We start from the raw sequence: 18,990 nt of genomic DNA, 5'->3' as shown, positions 1-18,990 counted from the left end.
CTCATTCCGGAGCATTGATATTGACTGCCGCCTCCTGGACATCCACCGGACGCACCAGCTGGCTGGGGTCGGTGTGGGTCCATACGGGCGTTGGGTGCTGATCGACCTGGTCGCCACCACGGTCATCGGTCTGGTCGGTAAGCATGCGGCCGTTGAAGCGCAGCGCGCTTTCGCCCAGATAGTTCGGCGCGAGCCAGTCGTGCGGCGCCACGTAGTTGGGCGTGGTGGTGTCGTCGCCGAAGCTGTAGCGGACGATGAAGGCATCGGTGAGCGTGGCCACGCCATCCTGGTGCAGCTGGAAGTCGTAGGTCGGCTGCATCAGCTGCACCGTGGCCGGCACCAGGATCGCACTGTGCTCGTTCATCCACACGTAGGCGTCGGGCGTCTTGACCGACATGGTCTGCTCGATGTGCGCCGAGCTGATGTCCACGTTCGGCGCGGTGGTGGCCAGTGCCGCGTTGACGGCGGCCAGGCGATCGATCATCCAGTCCTGCGGCGCATCCGCGGTCACCACAATCCGGCCCGCCACACCGCCCTGGTAGCCGGTGAGCACCGAATACAGCGGCTGGCCGCTGGTGGTCTGTGTCACGGTGGCGCTGATGTTGTTCGCCTGCAGGTTGATGCGGTCGCCGATAAATGCAGCATCCAGCTGGATATCCCCGTTGGCCGCGACAAACGCATCACGCGTGGTCAGCGTGGCACCCAGGATGCTGCCGTCGCGCGCCAGCAGGGTGATGCTGTCCGGCGCGGTGAGCCAGGTGAAGCCCAGCTGCTGCGCGGCCAGGCTGATGCTGTGCCCGGCGGTGCCATCGTGCATGTTGATCGCCGCGCCGCTGTCCACGTCCAGCGTATTACCCGCCGTGGTCGAGTACAGGTCGGCATCGCCACCGGACTGCACCGTCACGTTGTTCCCAGCCGCCATGGTCTGGGTGACCACCATGCCACCCGCCTGCAGGCTGACGTCCGTCCCGGCGTTGAGCGCACCCACGCGGATGTCACCCGGCGCTACGAACTGGATCGAGCCACCCGCCTGCACGCTGTTGCCCTGGATGCCTGCCTGCTGCGACCGGCCGGACACCGAACCGCCGGCGTCGAGTGCGTTGAAGGCGAGTTGCTGACCCGCCAGCATGTCGAGATTGCCGCCGGTGGTGACGCCACCCAGCGTCATGCTGGTGCCGGACTGCAGCGAGCCGTTGCCGCCGGCGCTGAGCGTGCCCGCCTGCAGCGAACCGCCCGCCTGCGCCGTCAGATCCTGGCCGGCCTGCACATTGGACAGGCTCATCGCGCCGCCCGCGGTGAGAGTGGCCTCGCCGCCGGCTTGCAGGCTGCCGGCATTGAGCGTGCCGCCCGCATGGGCCACCAGGTTGTCAGCCACGGTTACCGCGGCGAGCGACATGTTGCCGCCCGCTCCCAAGGTCGCACCGCCCTGCTGCACGTTGAGCTGCTGCGTTACGTCGAGATCGCCGCCGGCCTGGGCCTGCAACGAACCACCGGTCAACAGCAGCGAGCCGAAGCCGATCGAACCGGCCGCGTGTGCCGTGAGGTTGTCGCCGCCGGTGAAGTCGCCCAGGGCGAGGTCGCCGCCCGCGGTGAACTGGCTGCTGCCCGTCACCGTCCCTTGCGTGATCGTCGTGTCGCCACCGCTATTGCTCACCAGCGTGCCGCCCACCGTCAGCGCGTTGACGCCGATGTCGCTACCGGCGGTGAGCGCAGTGTCGCCGCCGCTGGTCAACGAGCCGGTGATTTGCAGCGTGCCGCTGGTGGCGGTCAGGGCCGTGTTGCCACCGCTGCTCACCGTGGTCGCCGTGAGATCGGTCCCGGCAATCGCGGTCAGATCTCCACCGCTGGCCACCGTGCCCAGCGTCGTCGCGCCCGTGCTGTTCGTCTGCACGGCGCCGCCGGCGGTCAGGTTGCTGCCATCGATGGTTGCGGCCGTGAGCGTGGCGTTGCCACCGGCGGTGATCTGCGTGAAGTCCAGCGCATCGGCCACCGCGAGAACGACGTTGCGGTTGGCGCTGATGCTCTGTGCGTTCAGGTTGCCGAGCGCGTTGATATAGATGCTGCCTTGCGTGCTGGTGGCATCGAGCGCACCCGGGGTCATGTACACGACCAGCGGACTCGTTGCGCTGCCGATGTCGTTGACCGATTGCAACGACACGCTTCCGCCTGCGAGTTCTTCCACATTCAGCGTGTCGCCATTGCCCTGGATGCTGCCAGCGGCCGCAATGCTGATGGATGGGGTATCGCTGGCATCGGTGCTGCGCACCAGGCCAAGTACGACATTGCCTCCGGAAGTGATCGTTGCGGTACCGGTGGCGGTGATGCTGCTGCCGCTGCCCATCTGCACGGTATCGCCGGTCTGCGCGGCACTCAGGGCGACATTGCCGCCGGTCGCGCTCAACGCAGCACCCTGCCCCGTCTCCAGCGTACCGGTATCCGTGAGGTTGGTCAGCGTCGCATTGATGTTGCCGTTGCCGGTGGAAACATCCCCGCCAATGGTTACGCCGGTGGCACCGTTGAGGTCCACGTCGTCGCCCGGGTTGCTGCCGCCGAGGGCTTGCGTGCCACTGCTGGCGATGGTGCCGGTGGTGGTCAGCGCACCCGTGGTGGCATTGAGCACCACGCCACCGGCTGCCTGCACGTTGTAGAACCTGGCATCCAGATAGCCGGTAGCGTCGACGCCCGCATCGCTGGAAGTCAGCTGCTGCGCGGCGAGGCTTCCCGTCGTGGAAAGCAACGTGATCTCGCCGGCGCTCTGGATCGTGCCGACGTTGAGATCGCCGGTGTCCGTGGCGATGTCCACGATGCCGTTGGTTGCGGTGGCATAGAGCAGCGGCTTGCTGCCTGTTTCCTGCACCCACAGCGCCCCCAGGGTGGGCGTAGCGGCGGTCGGCGTGCTGTTGAAGGCGACATTGTCCAGCGCGTCGAACGTGATCTGGTTGCCCGCGACGCTGGTGACGTTGTTGATCGAGTAGATGCTGCCGTTGCGCGACTGCAGCAGCACGTCGTCGTTGGCTACGGCCTGGTTCACCAGCAGGTCGCCTGCGGTCTGTTCCAGCGCGAGGTTGCCGCCGGCCGAGCCCTTGTTGAGCGTGCCCGTGATGAAGACCGGCAGCGCATCCAGACCGTAACTGTCGAAGCCGACATTGTTGTTGGCCGCGATGGTCAGGTTGCCGCCGACGCTGAGCAACGCCTTGGCATTTGGCAAGTATGCGGTGCCCGGGTCGGCCTGGATGCCGCCGGTGGCGGTGAGGTTCATGTCCAGGCCGGAGCTCAGGCCCGTCAGCTGGAAGCTCTGGTCGCCCTGTTGCTGCGTGGCCAGCGCCAGGTTGCCCTGCGCCTGGATGTAAACCGCGCCATTCGCCTTGCCGGCCAGATCGCCGGTCACATCGACGAACAGCGGATCGATCTGCGTGATCACGATCGAGCCGATCGTGGTGCCGCCGGCCGTGGCACCCACGCTGGACAAGGTGGCGTTGGCCGCCAGTTGCGCCAGCTGCTGGCCACTGATCACGTTGTGATTGGTGTCATACACCGTGATGTCGCCGGGCGTGCTGGCGCTGGCCAATGCCTGCAACACGCCCGGATTGTTGCCGTTGTCGAGCGTGTTGACGAGCGTACCCGTGCTGTAGAGCGTGGCCAGGTCGCTTTCGTCGATGGTGATGGGCGTGCCCAGCTGGCCGAGGCCGCTGTTCTTGCCATTAGCCAGCAGTGTCACGTTCACGCCACTGATATTGGGCGTGAAGTTGGTGCCGACCGTGGTGGTGGTGAGGCCAGATCCCGCGCCACCCGTGCTGGGCGCGGCGAGCATGCCGGCGCTGCTCAGGCTGTACAGCAAGGCGTTCTCGCTCCACGACTGCGAAGCCAGCGATTGTTGCTGCGCCAACGTAAGCGCAAACACGTAGCCGCCGCCGGGGTTGGTGAATTCACCCTGCGTATTCCAGCTCGCGCTGGAAGTGCTGATCCACTGGCCGAACAGCGAGATATCGCCGGCGATGCGGCTGGCCAGATAGTTCTGTACGTCGATCTGGTCCGGCGTGGCCGAAGCGCTGATCGTGCCGTTGCTGGCTTGCACCACCAGGGCCCAGTACGACTGCAACAGACCCATCGTCGGCGTCTTGTTGAAGGTGTAGTTGCCGTTGCTGTAGCTGCCTTCGGCCATGAGGCCGACGTACTCGCTGTAGGCTGCGTTCACCTGACTGGTGATCGCCTGGCCCACTGCGGTAGGTCCGTTGATGGCATTGCCGTTGGTATCCACCGATACCAGACCGAAGCGCTGCCAGAGCGCTTCTTCCTGCGTGGGGTTGAGCGTCGCCGAAGCAGACAGCGAGCTGGCGTCGTAGATGCCGCCCTTCTCGGCATCCATGGTCACATTGCCATGCTGCGAGACCACGCTACCCACTTCGTAGTCGCCGGCATCGTTGGCGACATCGATGTCGCCGGCGGCCGTGAGATTGAGCGCATCAACCGAGCCGGCCGAGAAGTGGGTCTGCACCATCAGTGGCCGGTCGCTGGTCACGCTGCCGTTGATGGTCTGCGAGCCCACGATGCTGCCCAACTGACTGGTGAGACTCACCGCGTCGCCGACGATATCCTCCTGTCCGCCGATCGCACCCTGCACCGTGGCGTCCGCGGTGCAGGCGCCGCCGCTGGCCATGTCGGCCGGCAGGCAGCCCAGGTAAGCCATGCCCGGAATCATCACGCCGGGGCCTCGGGTGCTCACCAGCGAACCGGTGCTGGTGATGTCGACGTCGCCGTAGACCTGCGTGCCCTTGCCGCCGGCAACGGCCAGGATCGGCTGGTTGCTGCTGCCGGAATTGATGTTGAGATGGATGCTGCCGTCGTTGCCACCGTCCGGGCTTGCGCTGGCCTTGGTGTAACCGTCGGTCACCGCCACGACCGTGGTCTCATTGCCGGTATCGACCACACCGCCATTGCCGGTATCGGTGTTGCCGTAACCGGTGATCTGCACGTTGATCGGCCTGGACGACGTGCCGATGCTGCCGCCGCCTTCGGTGATCATGGCCAGGTCATGCGTCCAGATCAGTTGCTGCTGCGGATTGGTATTGAGAATGTTGCCGCCGTTGGTGGCGACCAGCAGCGTGTCCGGCAGGGCCGACACGCCCGCCGCGGTGTTGCCGTTCTGCACCGGATTGTTGGTGTTGGAGATGACACCGTTGAGCAGGATATTGGCGTTGGAGTCGATCTCCACGCGGTTGGTGGTGGAGGTGGCGAAATTCACCGCAATCGGCAGCGAGGCGGATTGGGTGACGTTGATGCTGAGACGGCCGTAGTCGGGATACAGGAAATTCCAGGCCGATCCGTAACCACCGGGGTTCTTGGAGGAGTACCAGGTCGTGTCGTCGTCATAGACGGTGGCCGTGGTGCCGTAGTTGCACCCTGAACCCAGGCCCCCGCCGCATCCGTGGAAGACCGCCCAACCGCCTGCGTAGATCGACTGCACGGGATTGCTCGTGCTGCCGGAAATACCCACGGCCCACTGCGCACCGTTGTTCAGTGCCACGTTCGCCGAGGTGGAGAACCCGGAATACGGCGTCCACGCCTGGTCGCCGTTCTCGGCCTTGCCGGTCTGTGCGTTGTAGAACGACCAGTCCGTGCTGCTGCTCGACCCGGTGTATGCGTAGGGCAATCCGGAGGTTGGACGGAACACGGTGGCAGACATGCCGTAGTTGTAATACTGGCCCTGGGCCGGGGCATAACTGGTCAACGCCCCGCCATTCTCCGTCAGCGCATAGATGGCATCGCCACTGACATTGGATGCTTCCACGATGCTGGGCACGTTAGACGCCGCTTCCAGCGTCGATGTCACGCCACTCTGCGCACTGTTGTAGGCATTTGGGTTGTTGGTGAACGTCTGCGTGGCGCCGCCGTCCACGCTGACGTACCAGGTGGTGCTGGGGACTTTGGAACTGCCGATCAGCTGCGAATAGTCTTCGATGGTGACCATGCCCGGCGATGCCTTGCCGGTGTCGATGTTGTTCACCTGCAATGGCAGGCCGGTGGTGTTGTCCACCAGCACTTCGCCATAGCCGCTGTTGACGGTGATACTGCCGCCGCCCGTGCTCACCACATGGCCGATCAGCGTGGCCTGGCCACCGCCGGTGGCCTCGACGCTATCGAGGTCGATCTGCTTCTGGTTGAGGTTGTAGCTGGCGCCGATGAGCCGGCTGGAGCCGGCCGACTGCACCAGGCCCAGCAAGGGCTCAAAGCTGCTGTTGCTGCTGTTGTAGTAGTACAGCGTATTGCCGGTGCCATCGGTCAGCGCCAGCGTGCCATTGCTTACCGACTCCTGGTAAGCCGCATAGCTGCTGCTACCGGCGTTGTATGCATACAGCGGAGTGCCCTTGTTGCTCGAATATGCAGCGAGGAAATCGTTGAGGCCCGTTTGCGTCTGCACCGTCCATACACCGGACTGACCCACCGTGTAGGACGAATCGAAGTCGATGTAGCCATTGGCACCCGCATTCACCGTCAGTGTCTGCGACTGCGACGAGGGCATCTTCTGGCCCGCACCCCAGCTGCTGGAGACACCTTGCACGTTGGTGCCCGAAACGCCCAGCGCGATCCACGGCACGATCGGCGTGTAGCCGGCGCCGCCGGGGCCCTCGCCGATCACGCCATAACCGATGCCGGAATCGCCGGATCCGTTGCAGGTGCTGCCCCCGTACGAGAACCCGGCACAGTTGCCGATCGTGATGATCGGCGTTGCCTGGAACGTTCCCTGATAGTTCGAAAACGGTACCGGGGTGCCGCCACCGTACGTCATCAGCGCGGCATTGAGCGTTGCCGTACTGGTCGAGTTGGGCGCGTACACCGACTCCATGATCGCCGCCGCCACCTTGTCCGCGTCCCAGGAGCCGGTCGCGGCACTGCCGGTGTTGAAGAAATCCGGCCCGAGGATGTTGGTGAAGAGCCAGCTTGCCGAACTGTCCAGCGCGCCAGCCGGGTCACCGCCGGTGAACGCCGGGTTGGCATTGAAGGTCACGTCGCCACGCGGCGCATAGATCGACACGTCATTGGCATAGATGCCATTCGTGGTGATCGAACCTTCACTGGTGCTCAGGCTGACGTTGCCACCAAAATCCTGGATGACCCCGTTGACCATGATGTCCGGCGTGTTCTGACTCGGCGACAACGTGCCGTTGTAGGTGTTGTTGACGGTGATATTGGGCTGCGCGTCGCTGGGCGCTTGTGTGATGCTGACGCCGCCGATGCTGGTCGTGCCGCTGGTGTTGGCGTTGTTCTCGTACACCGTGCCGCTGAGGCCGAAGCTGACGTCGATGCCAGACAGCGCCAAGGTGTCGGTGCTGGCATTGTTGATGGTGATGGACGGCGCCGGGTTGGCCATGACCGATCCGCTGCCGCTGATGCCTCCCGTGTTGGCGCTGGTGCCGTTGCCGCCGAACAGATAGACATTGCCGCCGCGCACGCTGAGCGGCACGCCAAGGACGTCGCTGGCCGAACCGCCGAGTTCCCACGCCGTGACGCTGCCCGTCGAGCCCGGGGCTGTTTCGTTGTAGTCGTTGACCCATTGCGCGGCGAACGTGACGGCGCTCGGCGTGCCGCTGATCGTGCCGCCGGCGGTGGCGAAGCCGCTGCCGGTATCCACGGCATAGGCGATGGCATTGCTGGTGAGATTGCCACTGGCGTCGATGTTGATCAGCAGGTCGCCACCCGTACCGGCCACCACGTTGCCGTTGATGACGGTGTTGGCGCTGCCGCCGACGCTGGTGCTGTTGTCGCTGTTGGTTACCGGAATGAAGCCAAGCTCGTAGCCATGGCCCTCACTGTCGGGGTGGGCCGTGAGCGTGCCGTTGATGCTGCCGATATTCACGTCGCCATCGCTGGTGACCGAACTGCCCGCACCCAGTGTCAGCGAGGCATTGCTCAGGACATTGGCCGTGGCCGAAGCCGAGGGAATGGCGATGAGCCCGCGCACGTAGGCCTGCGCCACGGGCTGGGCATTCAGCTCGGTGGCCAGGCTACCGTCGCCAAAATCTTCGCCAGCCAGCACGTAGCTGTCGTCCATGCTGGCAATGGACACGGTGCCATTGCCGTCGGTACCGACGTTGACCGACTGGCTCGCGGTGAGGCTGGTGGTGGAACTGGCCGAGGCAACGCCGGCGAGGCCGTACGAGTTGCCGATCGCCGTGTTCATCGCCCCCATCATCGCGTAGGTGCCGACGTTGACGACGTAGCTGCTCAGCGCGCTGTTGCCATCGATATCGATGGTGTTGCCCACCGTACCCGTGAAGTTGGTGGTGGGATTGGCGACCGGCACCGCGCCACCGATGGTGATGCTGGCCTGGTCGTCTACGTTCTGGATGGTGCTGAAGGCGATCACGTTGATGCTGCTCAACGTGCTGCTCGTCTCGTAACCGTAGGTGGCGAGGTAATCGCCGTTGCCGATCAGCGCGGCGTTGTTGGCAAGGAAGGTGTTGTCCACCTTGGCGGCCGTGCCTACGAACAAACCGCCCGCACCGCTGGTAGCGCCGCCATTGCTGGTATCGGCGCTCATCGTGGTGTCGGCGATCACGTTGAGGTCGCCGCCCGACACCACCGCCGTGTTGCCGCCGATGCTCGCCGCCGCGGTGGTTCCCGAGGCGCCGGCGAGGTTGTTGGCATAGGCGCCGCTGCCGCCAACCACCGCACCATTGCTCGAGTCGGCGGTGACGCCGTAGATGTACTGGGTGTTGGCGACCAGGTTGAACTCGCCCCCCATCGTCAGGTACTGGTTTGCGCCCAGCGTGGCGCTGGAGCTGGACAGCGCGGCCGTCGTCGCCGTGGAAGCCACGCCGCCAACCAGCTCGCCACTGCCCGATTTGACGGCGGCGTCGTTCGTGTCGGTGCTGTCGGCGACGATGCCCAGGCTGGTCAGCTCGGTGGCACCCGCATAGGTAACGCCGGTGGTGGCGTTCCTGATGATCTCGCTCACATTGGCCTGGCTGCCATCCAGCGACGCCGTGGTGGTTTCGTCGGAACTGGCATTGGCATTGAAGCCGCCGCCGATGAAACCACCGGCGACCACGCCGTTGGCATGGGCGGAGGCTACCGGCGTGCTGTCAGCCACGATCGACACGCTGCCCAACAGCGGCAGCATGACCCCGCTGCCGATTTCGGCCCGATTGCTGCCGCTGCTGCTGGCTGTGGCATCGGAGGCATCGACGGCCACGATGCCGCCGCTGTTGCCGGTGGAAGATGCGGAGAGGGTCGGCGCGAAGTCGCTCGTGACGTTGAGCGTGCTGCCCGCCGGCGCGTTGGTGAACTGCACGTCGGAGCCTGACGACCCCACCACGGCGCTGCTGTCGAGCGATGCCGTGGCTTTGACGTTGTTCACGCCAATCGAAATGCCCACGCCGATGGTGGTCGTCTGCGCACTGGCCGACAACGTCGGTGCAGCATCGGCCTTCACTTTGGTCGCACCCACGCCCGACAGCGTGGTCACCAGCCCCGAGCCGATGCTGTAACCCGGGAAGATACTTGCCGAACTACTGCCGGCCAGCGTGTTGACGCCGATGCTGCCACTGACGGTGCTGGTGTCGCTGGCGGTGATGTCCGCGCCGTCGCCGGAGATGATCCCTCCGGTGCCGGCCACGCCCTGTGCGGTGGCGCCGCCGTTGTCGGTGGCGGCTACCGTCAGGCTGGCGAAGCCGCTCGCCGTGGCGCCGGCGTCCAGCGACGCAAGGATGTTGTCGTGGCGATCGGCGGTGTCCTGGATGGTGCCGGCGGCGACGCCGATGCCCACGTTGACGGTGGGGTTGCTGTTACCCGCCGAGGCGGTGCTGCTGTCCCCGGCCAGGATACCCAGCGTGCCGCTGCCGGCGATGTTGCCGGCATCTTCGGCGAGCACGTTGTTGTTGATCTCACTATCGGCGACCGCCACGTTGATGCCAAGCGCACCCACGGTGACATTGCCCGCGCTCTGGCCAGTACTGATCGCGGTGTAGGCCGCGCTGCCGCCCGCGCCATCGGCGATGCCCGCCTGCACGGCCACCGTGCTGGCGCCAGAGATTTTGCTGGTGTTGTCCACCAGCGCGCCAACCTGGTTGTCCAGTTCGGTATAGGCCACCGACACACCGATCGCCGCCGCGCCGCCGGCACCCGCGCCGGCCGTATTGCTGGTGCTGTCGGTGACGTTGGCGGCGACGTTGACGTTGCCGCTGGTGGTGATCTGGCTGCCGTCGGTGATCCGCGCGGTGATGCCATTGCTGGCACTGCCCATCGCCGTGGCCCAGGCGCTGCTGAAATTGCCGCTGCTGTTGACCGCGCTGGCGTTGTTCACGCCCAGGCTGCTGTAGGAAACCGCATTGCCGTTGGCGTCGGTACCACTGAGCGAACCCTGGCTACCGAATTGGTCGACGTCGGCCAGCGTAACCTGCTGCTGGCTCTGGCCATTGCTGGAAGCGCTGGGCGTACCCGAGCCCCCATTGAGCCATGACAGGTTGCCGTTGTTGGCAATGGCATCGCCGGACCCGGCGATCAGCACGCCCACCGACACGCCCACGCCTGCCGCGCCAGCGGCGATATTGGTGGTCTGGTTGTTCACGCTCAGCGCGGAGTTGGCATAGACATTCACGCCGCTGGCGGCGTTGCCGTAATTCGTGGTGACGCTGCTGTCGTCGATGTTGGCATCCACGTGCGTCTGCAACAGCGTCACGTCGACACCACCGCCCACTCCGGCCGCGCCGATGCCGATGCCACCGAGGTTGTTGGCCACGTTCTGCGTGTCGTTGGCGGTGACATTGAGCGTACCGCCCACCGCGAGCGTGCTGTTCTGCACCAGCGCGGTGGTGGTGTTGCCCAGGATGTCCACCCCCGCGGTACCCGCCAGGCCCGCCCACAGGCCGCCGGCCAATTGCTCGCCAAGCGCGTCGGCCGTATTGCTGGACGTGGCCTGCACCGTGGCAGCGCCACCGTCGGCGAAGCTCTGCACGTTGGTGATTTCGGCGGAGGTCTCGGCGTTGTCGATGTTGACCAGCGCCATGCCGGAACCTGCCGCACTGAGTTCACCCACGGACACTGCCAGCGCACCGCCGATCTGCGAGCTCTGGATGGCCGAATTGGCGAGCACGCTGACGTTGCTGGCGCTGATGCTGCCGCCATTGATATACGCGTCGGTGCTGGCGCTGAACAAGGAGACGGCGCCGGTGAGGTTGGCGGAATCATCGATGCTTACAGACGCCGCACCAAGGTTGTTCAGCGACCACTGGTAGCTGTCGGCCTGCACCACCGTGCCTTGCTGGCTGGCCTGCGAATCGACCGTCGAGGCGTTGATGTACGCCTTGGTGTCACCGTTGAAGGTGTTGACCGGCGCGGCGGCGCTGACGGCGATGCCGCCACTGGCCGCTACAGCGGCGAGATAATTGGCCGCGTATTGCGCGTTATAGGCGTTGACGTAAACCTGCTGCGCGGCGTTGATCGACTGTTGCGACTCGGTGGCGGTGTCCTTCAGGGCATTGATGAGCGAACCATCATCGATGTACGCGCTGGTGGTGCCGCCGATCTGGTTGACACCCACTTCGGCCGCACCGGCGATACCGCTGCCCGCACCCACGCCCACGCTCAGGGTGAAGGCATGCTGCTCGTTGCTGGCAGAGACGGCCACGCCCTTGACGGATGTCGTCGCGCTGTCCAGATCCGGATCGGGCGTGCTGATGTTGCTGGTGGTGCCGGTCGAGGTGCTGAGCGTGCCGGTGAGGCTGTCGGGCAGCGTGATCGTGTTGGCGGTCGTGCCGCCGGCCACGCTCAACGCAGCGCCGTTGGCATAAGCGTTGACGTCACTGTTGTCGATGTAGGCGGTGGTGCCGCTGTTGAGTGTGTTGACCACCACACCCGCGCCCACGCCGGCCGAATCGCCCAGCCCGGCCGCGCCGGCATACACGTTGATGCCCTGGTTGCTGGACGCCAGCACGCCCACGTTCTGGTTGGCCACGACATTGGCGTCCTGGTCCACGTAGGCGCTGGTATTGCCACCGATCTGGTTGACCGCGACCGATCCGGACACGCCCACGCCGCCCGCCAGGCCCGCGGCCACCGCGATGGTCTGGATGTTGGCGTTGTCGCTGGCCAGGCTGCTGGAACCGCCGAACAGGCCGCTGGTCTTGCTCGGGATGCTCGCCGTGGCCTCCACCTGCAGCGAACCGGTCTGGTACCAGTTGCCCACGTTGCCAATCGTGCTGGTGGGCGTGCCACCATCGCCATCGAATGCAGCGGTGGTGTTGGTATTGATGTCGTTCACCGCCACCGCCGCGCCAACCGCCGCGCTGCCGGAATCGACCAGCGCGCCGGCCAGCGAGCCGATCTGCGCACTATTGGTGGCCTGGATCGTGGTGACGTTGCCGCTGGTCGCCACCAGCGGATCGGCTGCCGTGCCCGTGGACACGTTGGTCATGCTGGCGCGAATGGTGTTGTCGATGCTGTTGGCGGAGGCCGATCCGGCCACGCTCGCATCTCCTGAACCGGACGCACCCACCGCCAGCGATTCGATGTTGGCACTGGATGTGGCTGTGACGTTGGTCTGATTACCCACGTCCAGCAAGGTAAGCGTGCTGTCGCTGCCACTGGCCGGCGCCGCCGTGCCGATGCTGGCCGAGGTGGTCGTGCCGATGCCGCTGACGGCGACCGATGCGCCGACCGCCACACCGCTGGCGTCGGACACATCCACTGCCAGCGTGCTGATGTTGCTGTTGTCGACGGCACTGACGTTCAGCGTATTGCCGATCACCGCGGCGCCCGCGCCGCCTGCCCCGGTGATGCCGCTGACGGCCGCCAGCGTGCCGGTATTGCCGGCGCTGCTGCCGGCGCAATTGCCATCACTGACACCGCCGCTGCCGATGCAGTTGTAGGCCACCGACGCCGCACCCGAGCCGTCGCCACCGATCGCTGCACCGAGCGCGATGGACTGTTCGGTCGCGGTGGTGCTGGCGTTGACGGTGACATCATTTGTTTGCAGGCTGGCATTCTGCAGCCAGGCCTGCGTGCTATCGCCGATTTCCTGCACGCTGGCGGCGGCCCCTACGCCCGCGCTGCCGCTAAAGGCCACCGCGCCGGACAGCGCCTGGATGGTGGCGTTGTCGGTCGCGGTGATGCCGAGTGTGCCTTGCGCACCAGCGCTGCCACCGCCCTGCGCGAGATTGGTGAGCGAGCCGCCGACGAGGCTTGCATCGACCGTGTTGCTGGTCTGGTTCCAACCGAAGGAGAGGCTGAGTGCGACTTCCGAACCGAACGAACCGGCCACCGCACCAGCCATGATGCTTGCGTTGTTGCTGGCCTGCAGGCCGAGGTCGTAGACGGGGTTGGTGGCGGAGGCTTGGGTGTCGGCGCCGTTGGTGGTGAAGGCGACGTTGGTCGCTTCCGCAGCGATGGTGTTGCCGATGTTGTTGTAGGTGACCGCGCCGCCGGCCGCGACACCCTGGGTGTTTACGCCCACGCTGCCGGCCAGGCTGTAGATGGCCGACTTGTCCGTCGCGCTGGCGTTGATGATGTTGGCGCTCAGCGAAGTCGCGCCGGTTCCGAGACCGCTGGCTTCGTCGCTGTTGGGACCGAGCAGCACTTCGTCGTGGTTGGCGATGGTGCTGACCGTGGCGCTGCCCAGGCCAGCGAATGGCCCGGCAGAACCCGCCACGCCCAGGGCGAAATCGATGACGCGCGTGTTGTCCTGCGCGTTGAGGTTCAGCGTGCCGCCGTTGGCGGTGAGGCTGGCGCCGTTGATCACCACCTGATGGGTATTGGCGATGTTGCTGTAGGCCAGCGACATGCCCACGTCGTTGGATGCGGCGCTGACGTCGCCGGCCACAGCGATAATCGAGCTGCCAAGCCCCGTGCTGTTCGGCCCGGACGTGGTGGTCGAGGCGGTGAGACCGGCCTGCGCGTTGGCGTTGCTGTCGGCGTTCTGGCTCGCACTGTTCGCGCTGGCGATGTTCGACTGCAAAGCGCCGCCGCTGAAATCGTAGTAGCTGGTTGCCGGCTGCGGCGTGGGCAGGTTGAGCGAACTCACCAACGCGCTGGTGGGATCGACCGCTTCGGCCTGCACGGCGATATTGCCGTTGGTATTCACGCTCGCGCCGTTGTCGACGCTGGCGACGGTGCCGTTCTGCACATCGCTGTAGGTCACGGCGCCGGTGACGCTCACGCCCTTTCCACCGGTGGCGAGGCTGCCGGTGGCAGCCACGGCTATGATCTGCGCGCTGTCCAGCGCATTCAGCGAGAAGTTGCCGTAGTTGCTGATGCTGGCGCCGTCGTCCACGCTGGCGTTGGTGTTGTCCTTGATCTGCGCGTAAGTGAGGCTCAACGCACCATTGACGTTGGTGCCGCTGCCCGTACTCAAGCTCAGGGCGCCGGCACCGATGCCGATTTCCGAGGCATCGTAGGCCGTGACTTGCACGCCATCGGCGGTGGTGGTTCCGTTCGGATCGGTCAAGGTGGCGTCATCGATCGACGCCGTGGTCTGGTTATGCGAGGCGCCGATCGATACGGAGCCGGCCAGCGTCACGTCCGTGCCGCTGCCGCCCAGTGCGGCCGCCACACCGACGCCGGCATCCACCTGCATGCTGTTGTCCACCGCCTGCACGGCGACATTGCCGGCATTGACCTGGGTGGCATCGCTGCTGCCGTGGTCACCGATGATGGCAGTGGTGGTGTCGGCCACGTTCGAGTACGCGACCGTGCCGGCGATGCCGGCATTGGTGTTGCCGCTCTGCGCGCGCACGATCGCAGCGCTGCCGGCCGCGCTGTACAACTGCGCGTCGTTGGTCGACACGACGTCCACCTGCGGGCTGCCGGCGGTGGTGCTGGCCGGCACGGTGACGGTGACGCCATCCACGCCCGATTGCGTGCTGAGGCTGGCCATGTCCACGCTGGCCGCGCCGGATATGCCAATGCCGAAGGTGGCACTGGAGCTCGAGCTGGAACCCGAGCTGGAACTGGGCGTACCGCTCGATTTCTTGTTCAGGCTACCAAGCTTGCCGACGATGCCCTGCAAACCGGAGCTTGCGCTGGACACCGCGCTCAGGCCGCTGGAGATGGTGCTGAGCTTGCTGCTGGCGTCGTCCAGCAGCGAACTGCCGGAGCTCGAGCTGGAGCTGGAGCCGGTCAGATCGCTCTCGATCGTGGCGCCTTCGCCACTGATTTCATCCACCTTGTCCAGCGCGCTCTGGAATGTCTCCGCGCCGCCGCGCAACTTGTCGGCAAGCGAGGACACACCCTTGAGCATGCTGAGCAGGCCACTGCCTGGCGCAGGGGCCGGCGCGGGAGCCGGACTCGGCGCAGGGGCTGGCGCAGGCGCAGGCGAACTCACGTACGAGCCGGCCACGCTCAACCCGCCCGCTTCGCCGCTGGTGTTGGCCTGCACAGCCAGGCTGTTGACCGTGATGGTGCCGCCCGTTTCCGCCGGTGTCGGCGCGGGCGGAAGCGTGGGCGCGGGAACTTCGTCGCCACTGTTATCGCCAATGCTCGCCACCGTGCTGGTGGTGATGTCGTTGATCCCTACGCTCAAGCCCACCGCACCGCTGCCAGCCTTCGACAACGCACCGGCCAGCGACCACACCATCACCGGGTTTGTGGCATTCACGTCCAGCGCGGATGCATTCACGGTGTCGCTGCCGCTCAGCGTGGCGTGCGTGGCATCACTTACATCGGTGAGCGCCACCATGCCTTCGATCGCGGCCGAACCACCCTGGCCGGAAGTGGGGCTCAGCACGAATAACGTATCTGCGCTGGTGGCATTGACCGCCACGATGTTGTTGCTGGTGATCGCGACCTGGGAATCCACGCCGGCGGTTGCGCTGTCGGCATAGCCGCCGTAGTTGAACGCGCCGCCGATGGCCGCCTTTGCAGCCTTGTCGGCCCACGGCGCGAGGTCGCCCACCAGGTTGAACGCCGCCACGTGGGTGCCGGCCAGCACATCGACGGAATTGCTCCAGGTAAAGGTACTGCTGCCTTCGGCACCCGTGCCGGTAACACCCGGATCGGCGGGCGTGGTGCTGTTGGCAATGTTCTGATCGTTGACCGCCCCCGTCAGCCAGTCGAGCGAACTGGTCCAGCTTTCGTTGCCGCCCCTGGCCGGCGTCGCGGCAGTGGAAGTGAGCGAACTGCCGCTGCCGACCCAGGCGCGACTGCTGTTGCTCATGCCGAAGTAGTTGACCGAACCGCCCACGGTGACGGTACTGCCATCACCGGCCGCGCCGGCAAAACCGCTGACCCCGTTCATGATGGTGGAGGGCAAACCCTTCACCGTGCTCTTGAGGGTGTTGAGATCGGAAAGGCCCTGCTCGAAAGCATCCAGGCTGTTGCCCATGCTCTCCAGATCGGAAAGATCGGACGAAACCTGGCTACCGAGGCCAAAGGTGAAATCGAATGGCACGACGACCTGCGCGTTCACGCCGATGTTCTGCGCCGTGATCTTGTCGCCGCTGCCGATCTCGGCATCGGCGCTGTTCTGGTAGTTGGCGTAGGCGACGGCGGCCGAGACGTTGACGGAGGAGGAACCGCCACCGCTCGAACCCGATGTGGAGCTGGCGCCTTCGCTGCCGGCATCTTCGGCAGAGGAGGTTTCGCTGTCGGCCCCATTGTGGATGCCGGCATTGCTCACGATGGCCTGGATCGCGAGGTTGCCGCCTGTGGCGATGACCAGGTTCGGCGCAGTCGAAGCGGTGGCAGTGTTGCTGCTGTCGGTCCACGCCACGGCCGAGCCGATCTTGAACGGCAAGTCGCTGCCCAGGCCCTTGCCCGAACCGCTGCCATCGGCGTTCTGGGTCACATTGCCCATCGTATTGGTGAGATCGCCGCCTTCGCCTTGCTCGCTCTGGCTAGGCGACGGACTTTCCGCTGGCGTCGGCGCCGTGGTGCCGGTCGATGCGCTGGTGTTGTTCTTGGTGGTGTCGGTTTCGGCCGCAATGGTGATGTTGCCGGCTGCGCCAATGTTGATGGTCGGCGCGCTGCCCAGGTAAGCATCGGCCGCGATCGTCTGCCGGCTGACCGCACCGGCCAGGCCAATGGAACCGGAACCGCTGGCATTGCTGGTGGAAGCACTCGCTTCGGTGTCGAAATCGTTGGAGTTGTGTGCGCCGATATTCAGCGCGTTGGCCGTGACTGTGCCGTTGACTTGCGCATTGGCATCCACCGCCGCCTGGGTCCACGCCACCGTGGCGCCGACCACGCTGTTGCTACCGGTGGCCGTGCTGCTGGCCGTGACCGCCATCGAGTTGTCGGTGGTGGCCTTCACCGTGACGTTGCCGCCACTGGTCACAATGGCGCCCGAATCCACCAGGGCATTGGCCTTGCTGTAAACCGCGCCGTAGAAGCCGGCAGCCGAAAGCGGGCTGGAACCGCTGGTCGTCGCCGCGGTGACATTGGCACTGGTTTCGGTGGTGCTGCCCGATTGCAGCAGCACGTCGCCGCCGGCATTGATGTTGGCGCCTTTCGACAACTCGACATTGGCCGTACTGAAGGAGCGCGCAAACGCCACCTGCACGCCCAGCTTGCCGGCCGCCACATTGGCCGCGACCATCGCATCGGATGCCAGCTGGGACGTCGACGGCACCAGGTTGTCGATAATCTGGTTCGGCGTGCTGCTGTTGAAGGTGCCCTGGTCCAGCATCAGGAGGGCGCCATCCGCCACGTTCTTGCCGGCGCTTTCCAGCGTGCTGATCTCGCTGCCGGTGGCGTAGTCGGAGTTGCTGGCGACGTTGGCAGTCAGGGCGATTTCACCCCAGCTGTCCTGGCTCGGCGCGGGCGTGGCCGACTTCGGGTAAGTCCCGTTGCCGGTGCTGAGCGTGCCGCTCACGCTGACCGCCGCGTTGGCCTGCGCGTCGCCGCCGCCGGAGCTGCCGTTGCTGTCCTCGGCGATCAGGCGGATGGTGTTGCCATCCTGCTCCACTTGCGTCGGTGCGCCATTGCCGTCGAGGTTGACCGCCGTGGCGAGGAAATCGCTGCCGGCTCCCGAAACGGTGATCGTGCCGCTTACGTCGATGGTGGTGGCGTGGATGCGCACCGCATTGTTGGCATGGATGGCGCCATCCACGCAGATCATCGCGCTGTTGCCCGACGCGCAGGCATTGGCCGCGGCGGTGTCATTCACCGTCTCGGCAGTCGTGGTGTAGATGGTGTAGGTGGTACTGCCGCTCTTGGGCGCGTACACCACCACTCGCGTGCTGACATTGCCACTGACGTAGGTGTAGTCGGTGGTGGTGTTGCCGTTCGCATCCGTGGAGGTGGTGGTGCTGGTCGGCGCGTTGCCGTTGAGATTGGTCGGATTCTTGGAGTCGGTGAAAGGCGATGTGGTGGTCGCCGGCGTCGTCACCGTGTTCTGCCCCCCGAGCAGCGCATCGAGATTGGCCCTGGTGGCGCCCGCGGTGCCGATATTGTTGGCGTCGATCAGCACGTTCTGCATGAACGATGCGGTGGGCGCGCTCAACGACAACGCGCCGACGTTCAATACGCCCGACGCGCCAATCACGATGCCGTTGGGGTCGGCGAAATACACCGCGCCGCCATAGCTCGTGCCGCTCTTCCCATAGAGGTAGCTGTTGACCGTGCCGTCGATCTGCGCCGCCTTGCTGGTGCTTTCGCCCCAGATCAGGTTGACCACGCTGGTGGCGTTCTGCGGCAGAGTGAAGTTGACCGTATCGCCTTGGGCGACATTGAAATCGCCATACGAACCAAAGGCGACGCTGCCGGTACTGTTGTTGGGCTGGACCGGCGCGATGTTGATGGTGTTGCTGTTGCCGTTTTTGGTGGTCTGGATGTTGCTCGCAGTGAAATTATTGAGCGTGTGGCCCTGCCCGTTGGCCACCGTGACCAGTGTCGATGGTCCCGCCGCCAATGCCTGCGAAGACAAGCCCATGCCCAGCGCACCGCACACGGCGGTAGCCAGGGTTCGCAATGACATCTTCTCCAGGCCATGCAAACGTGGGTTGGCCGGATTCTTCGAAACGATGCGATGGCTCATGGCACTGACCGTATGGCGGTAAA

General features: G+C 65.5%; 1 protein-coding gene. It reads right to left on the bottom strand.

The window, feature by feature from the left end:
• Position 1: 1 nt before the first annotated feature.
• Positions 2–18,967 (bottom strand): filamentous hemagglutinin N-terminal domain-containing protein, encoded by an 18,966-nt coding sequence (locus EPB08_RS15360; protein WP_130619996.1) that lies wholly within the window; start codon positions 18,965–18,967, stop codon positions 2–4.
• Positions 18,968–18,990 lie beyond the last annotated feature (23 nt).

This window comes from Dyella amyloliquefaciens, assembly GCF_004296575.1.
Classification (GTDB): Bacteria; Pseudomonadota; Gammaproteobacteria; order Xanthomonadales; family Rhodanobacteraceae; genus Dyella; species Dyella amyloliquefaciens.
Note: the sequence above shows the minus strand (reverse complement) of the source record. Positions and strands in the feature narration are given on the sequence as shown.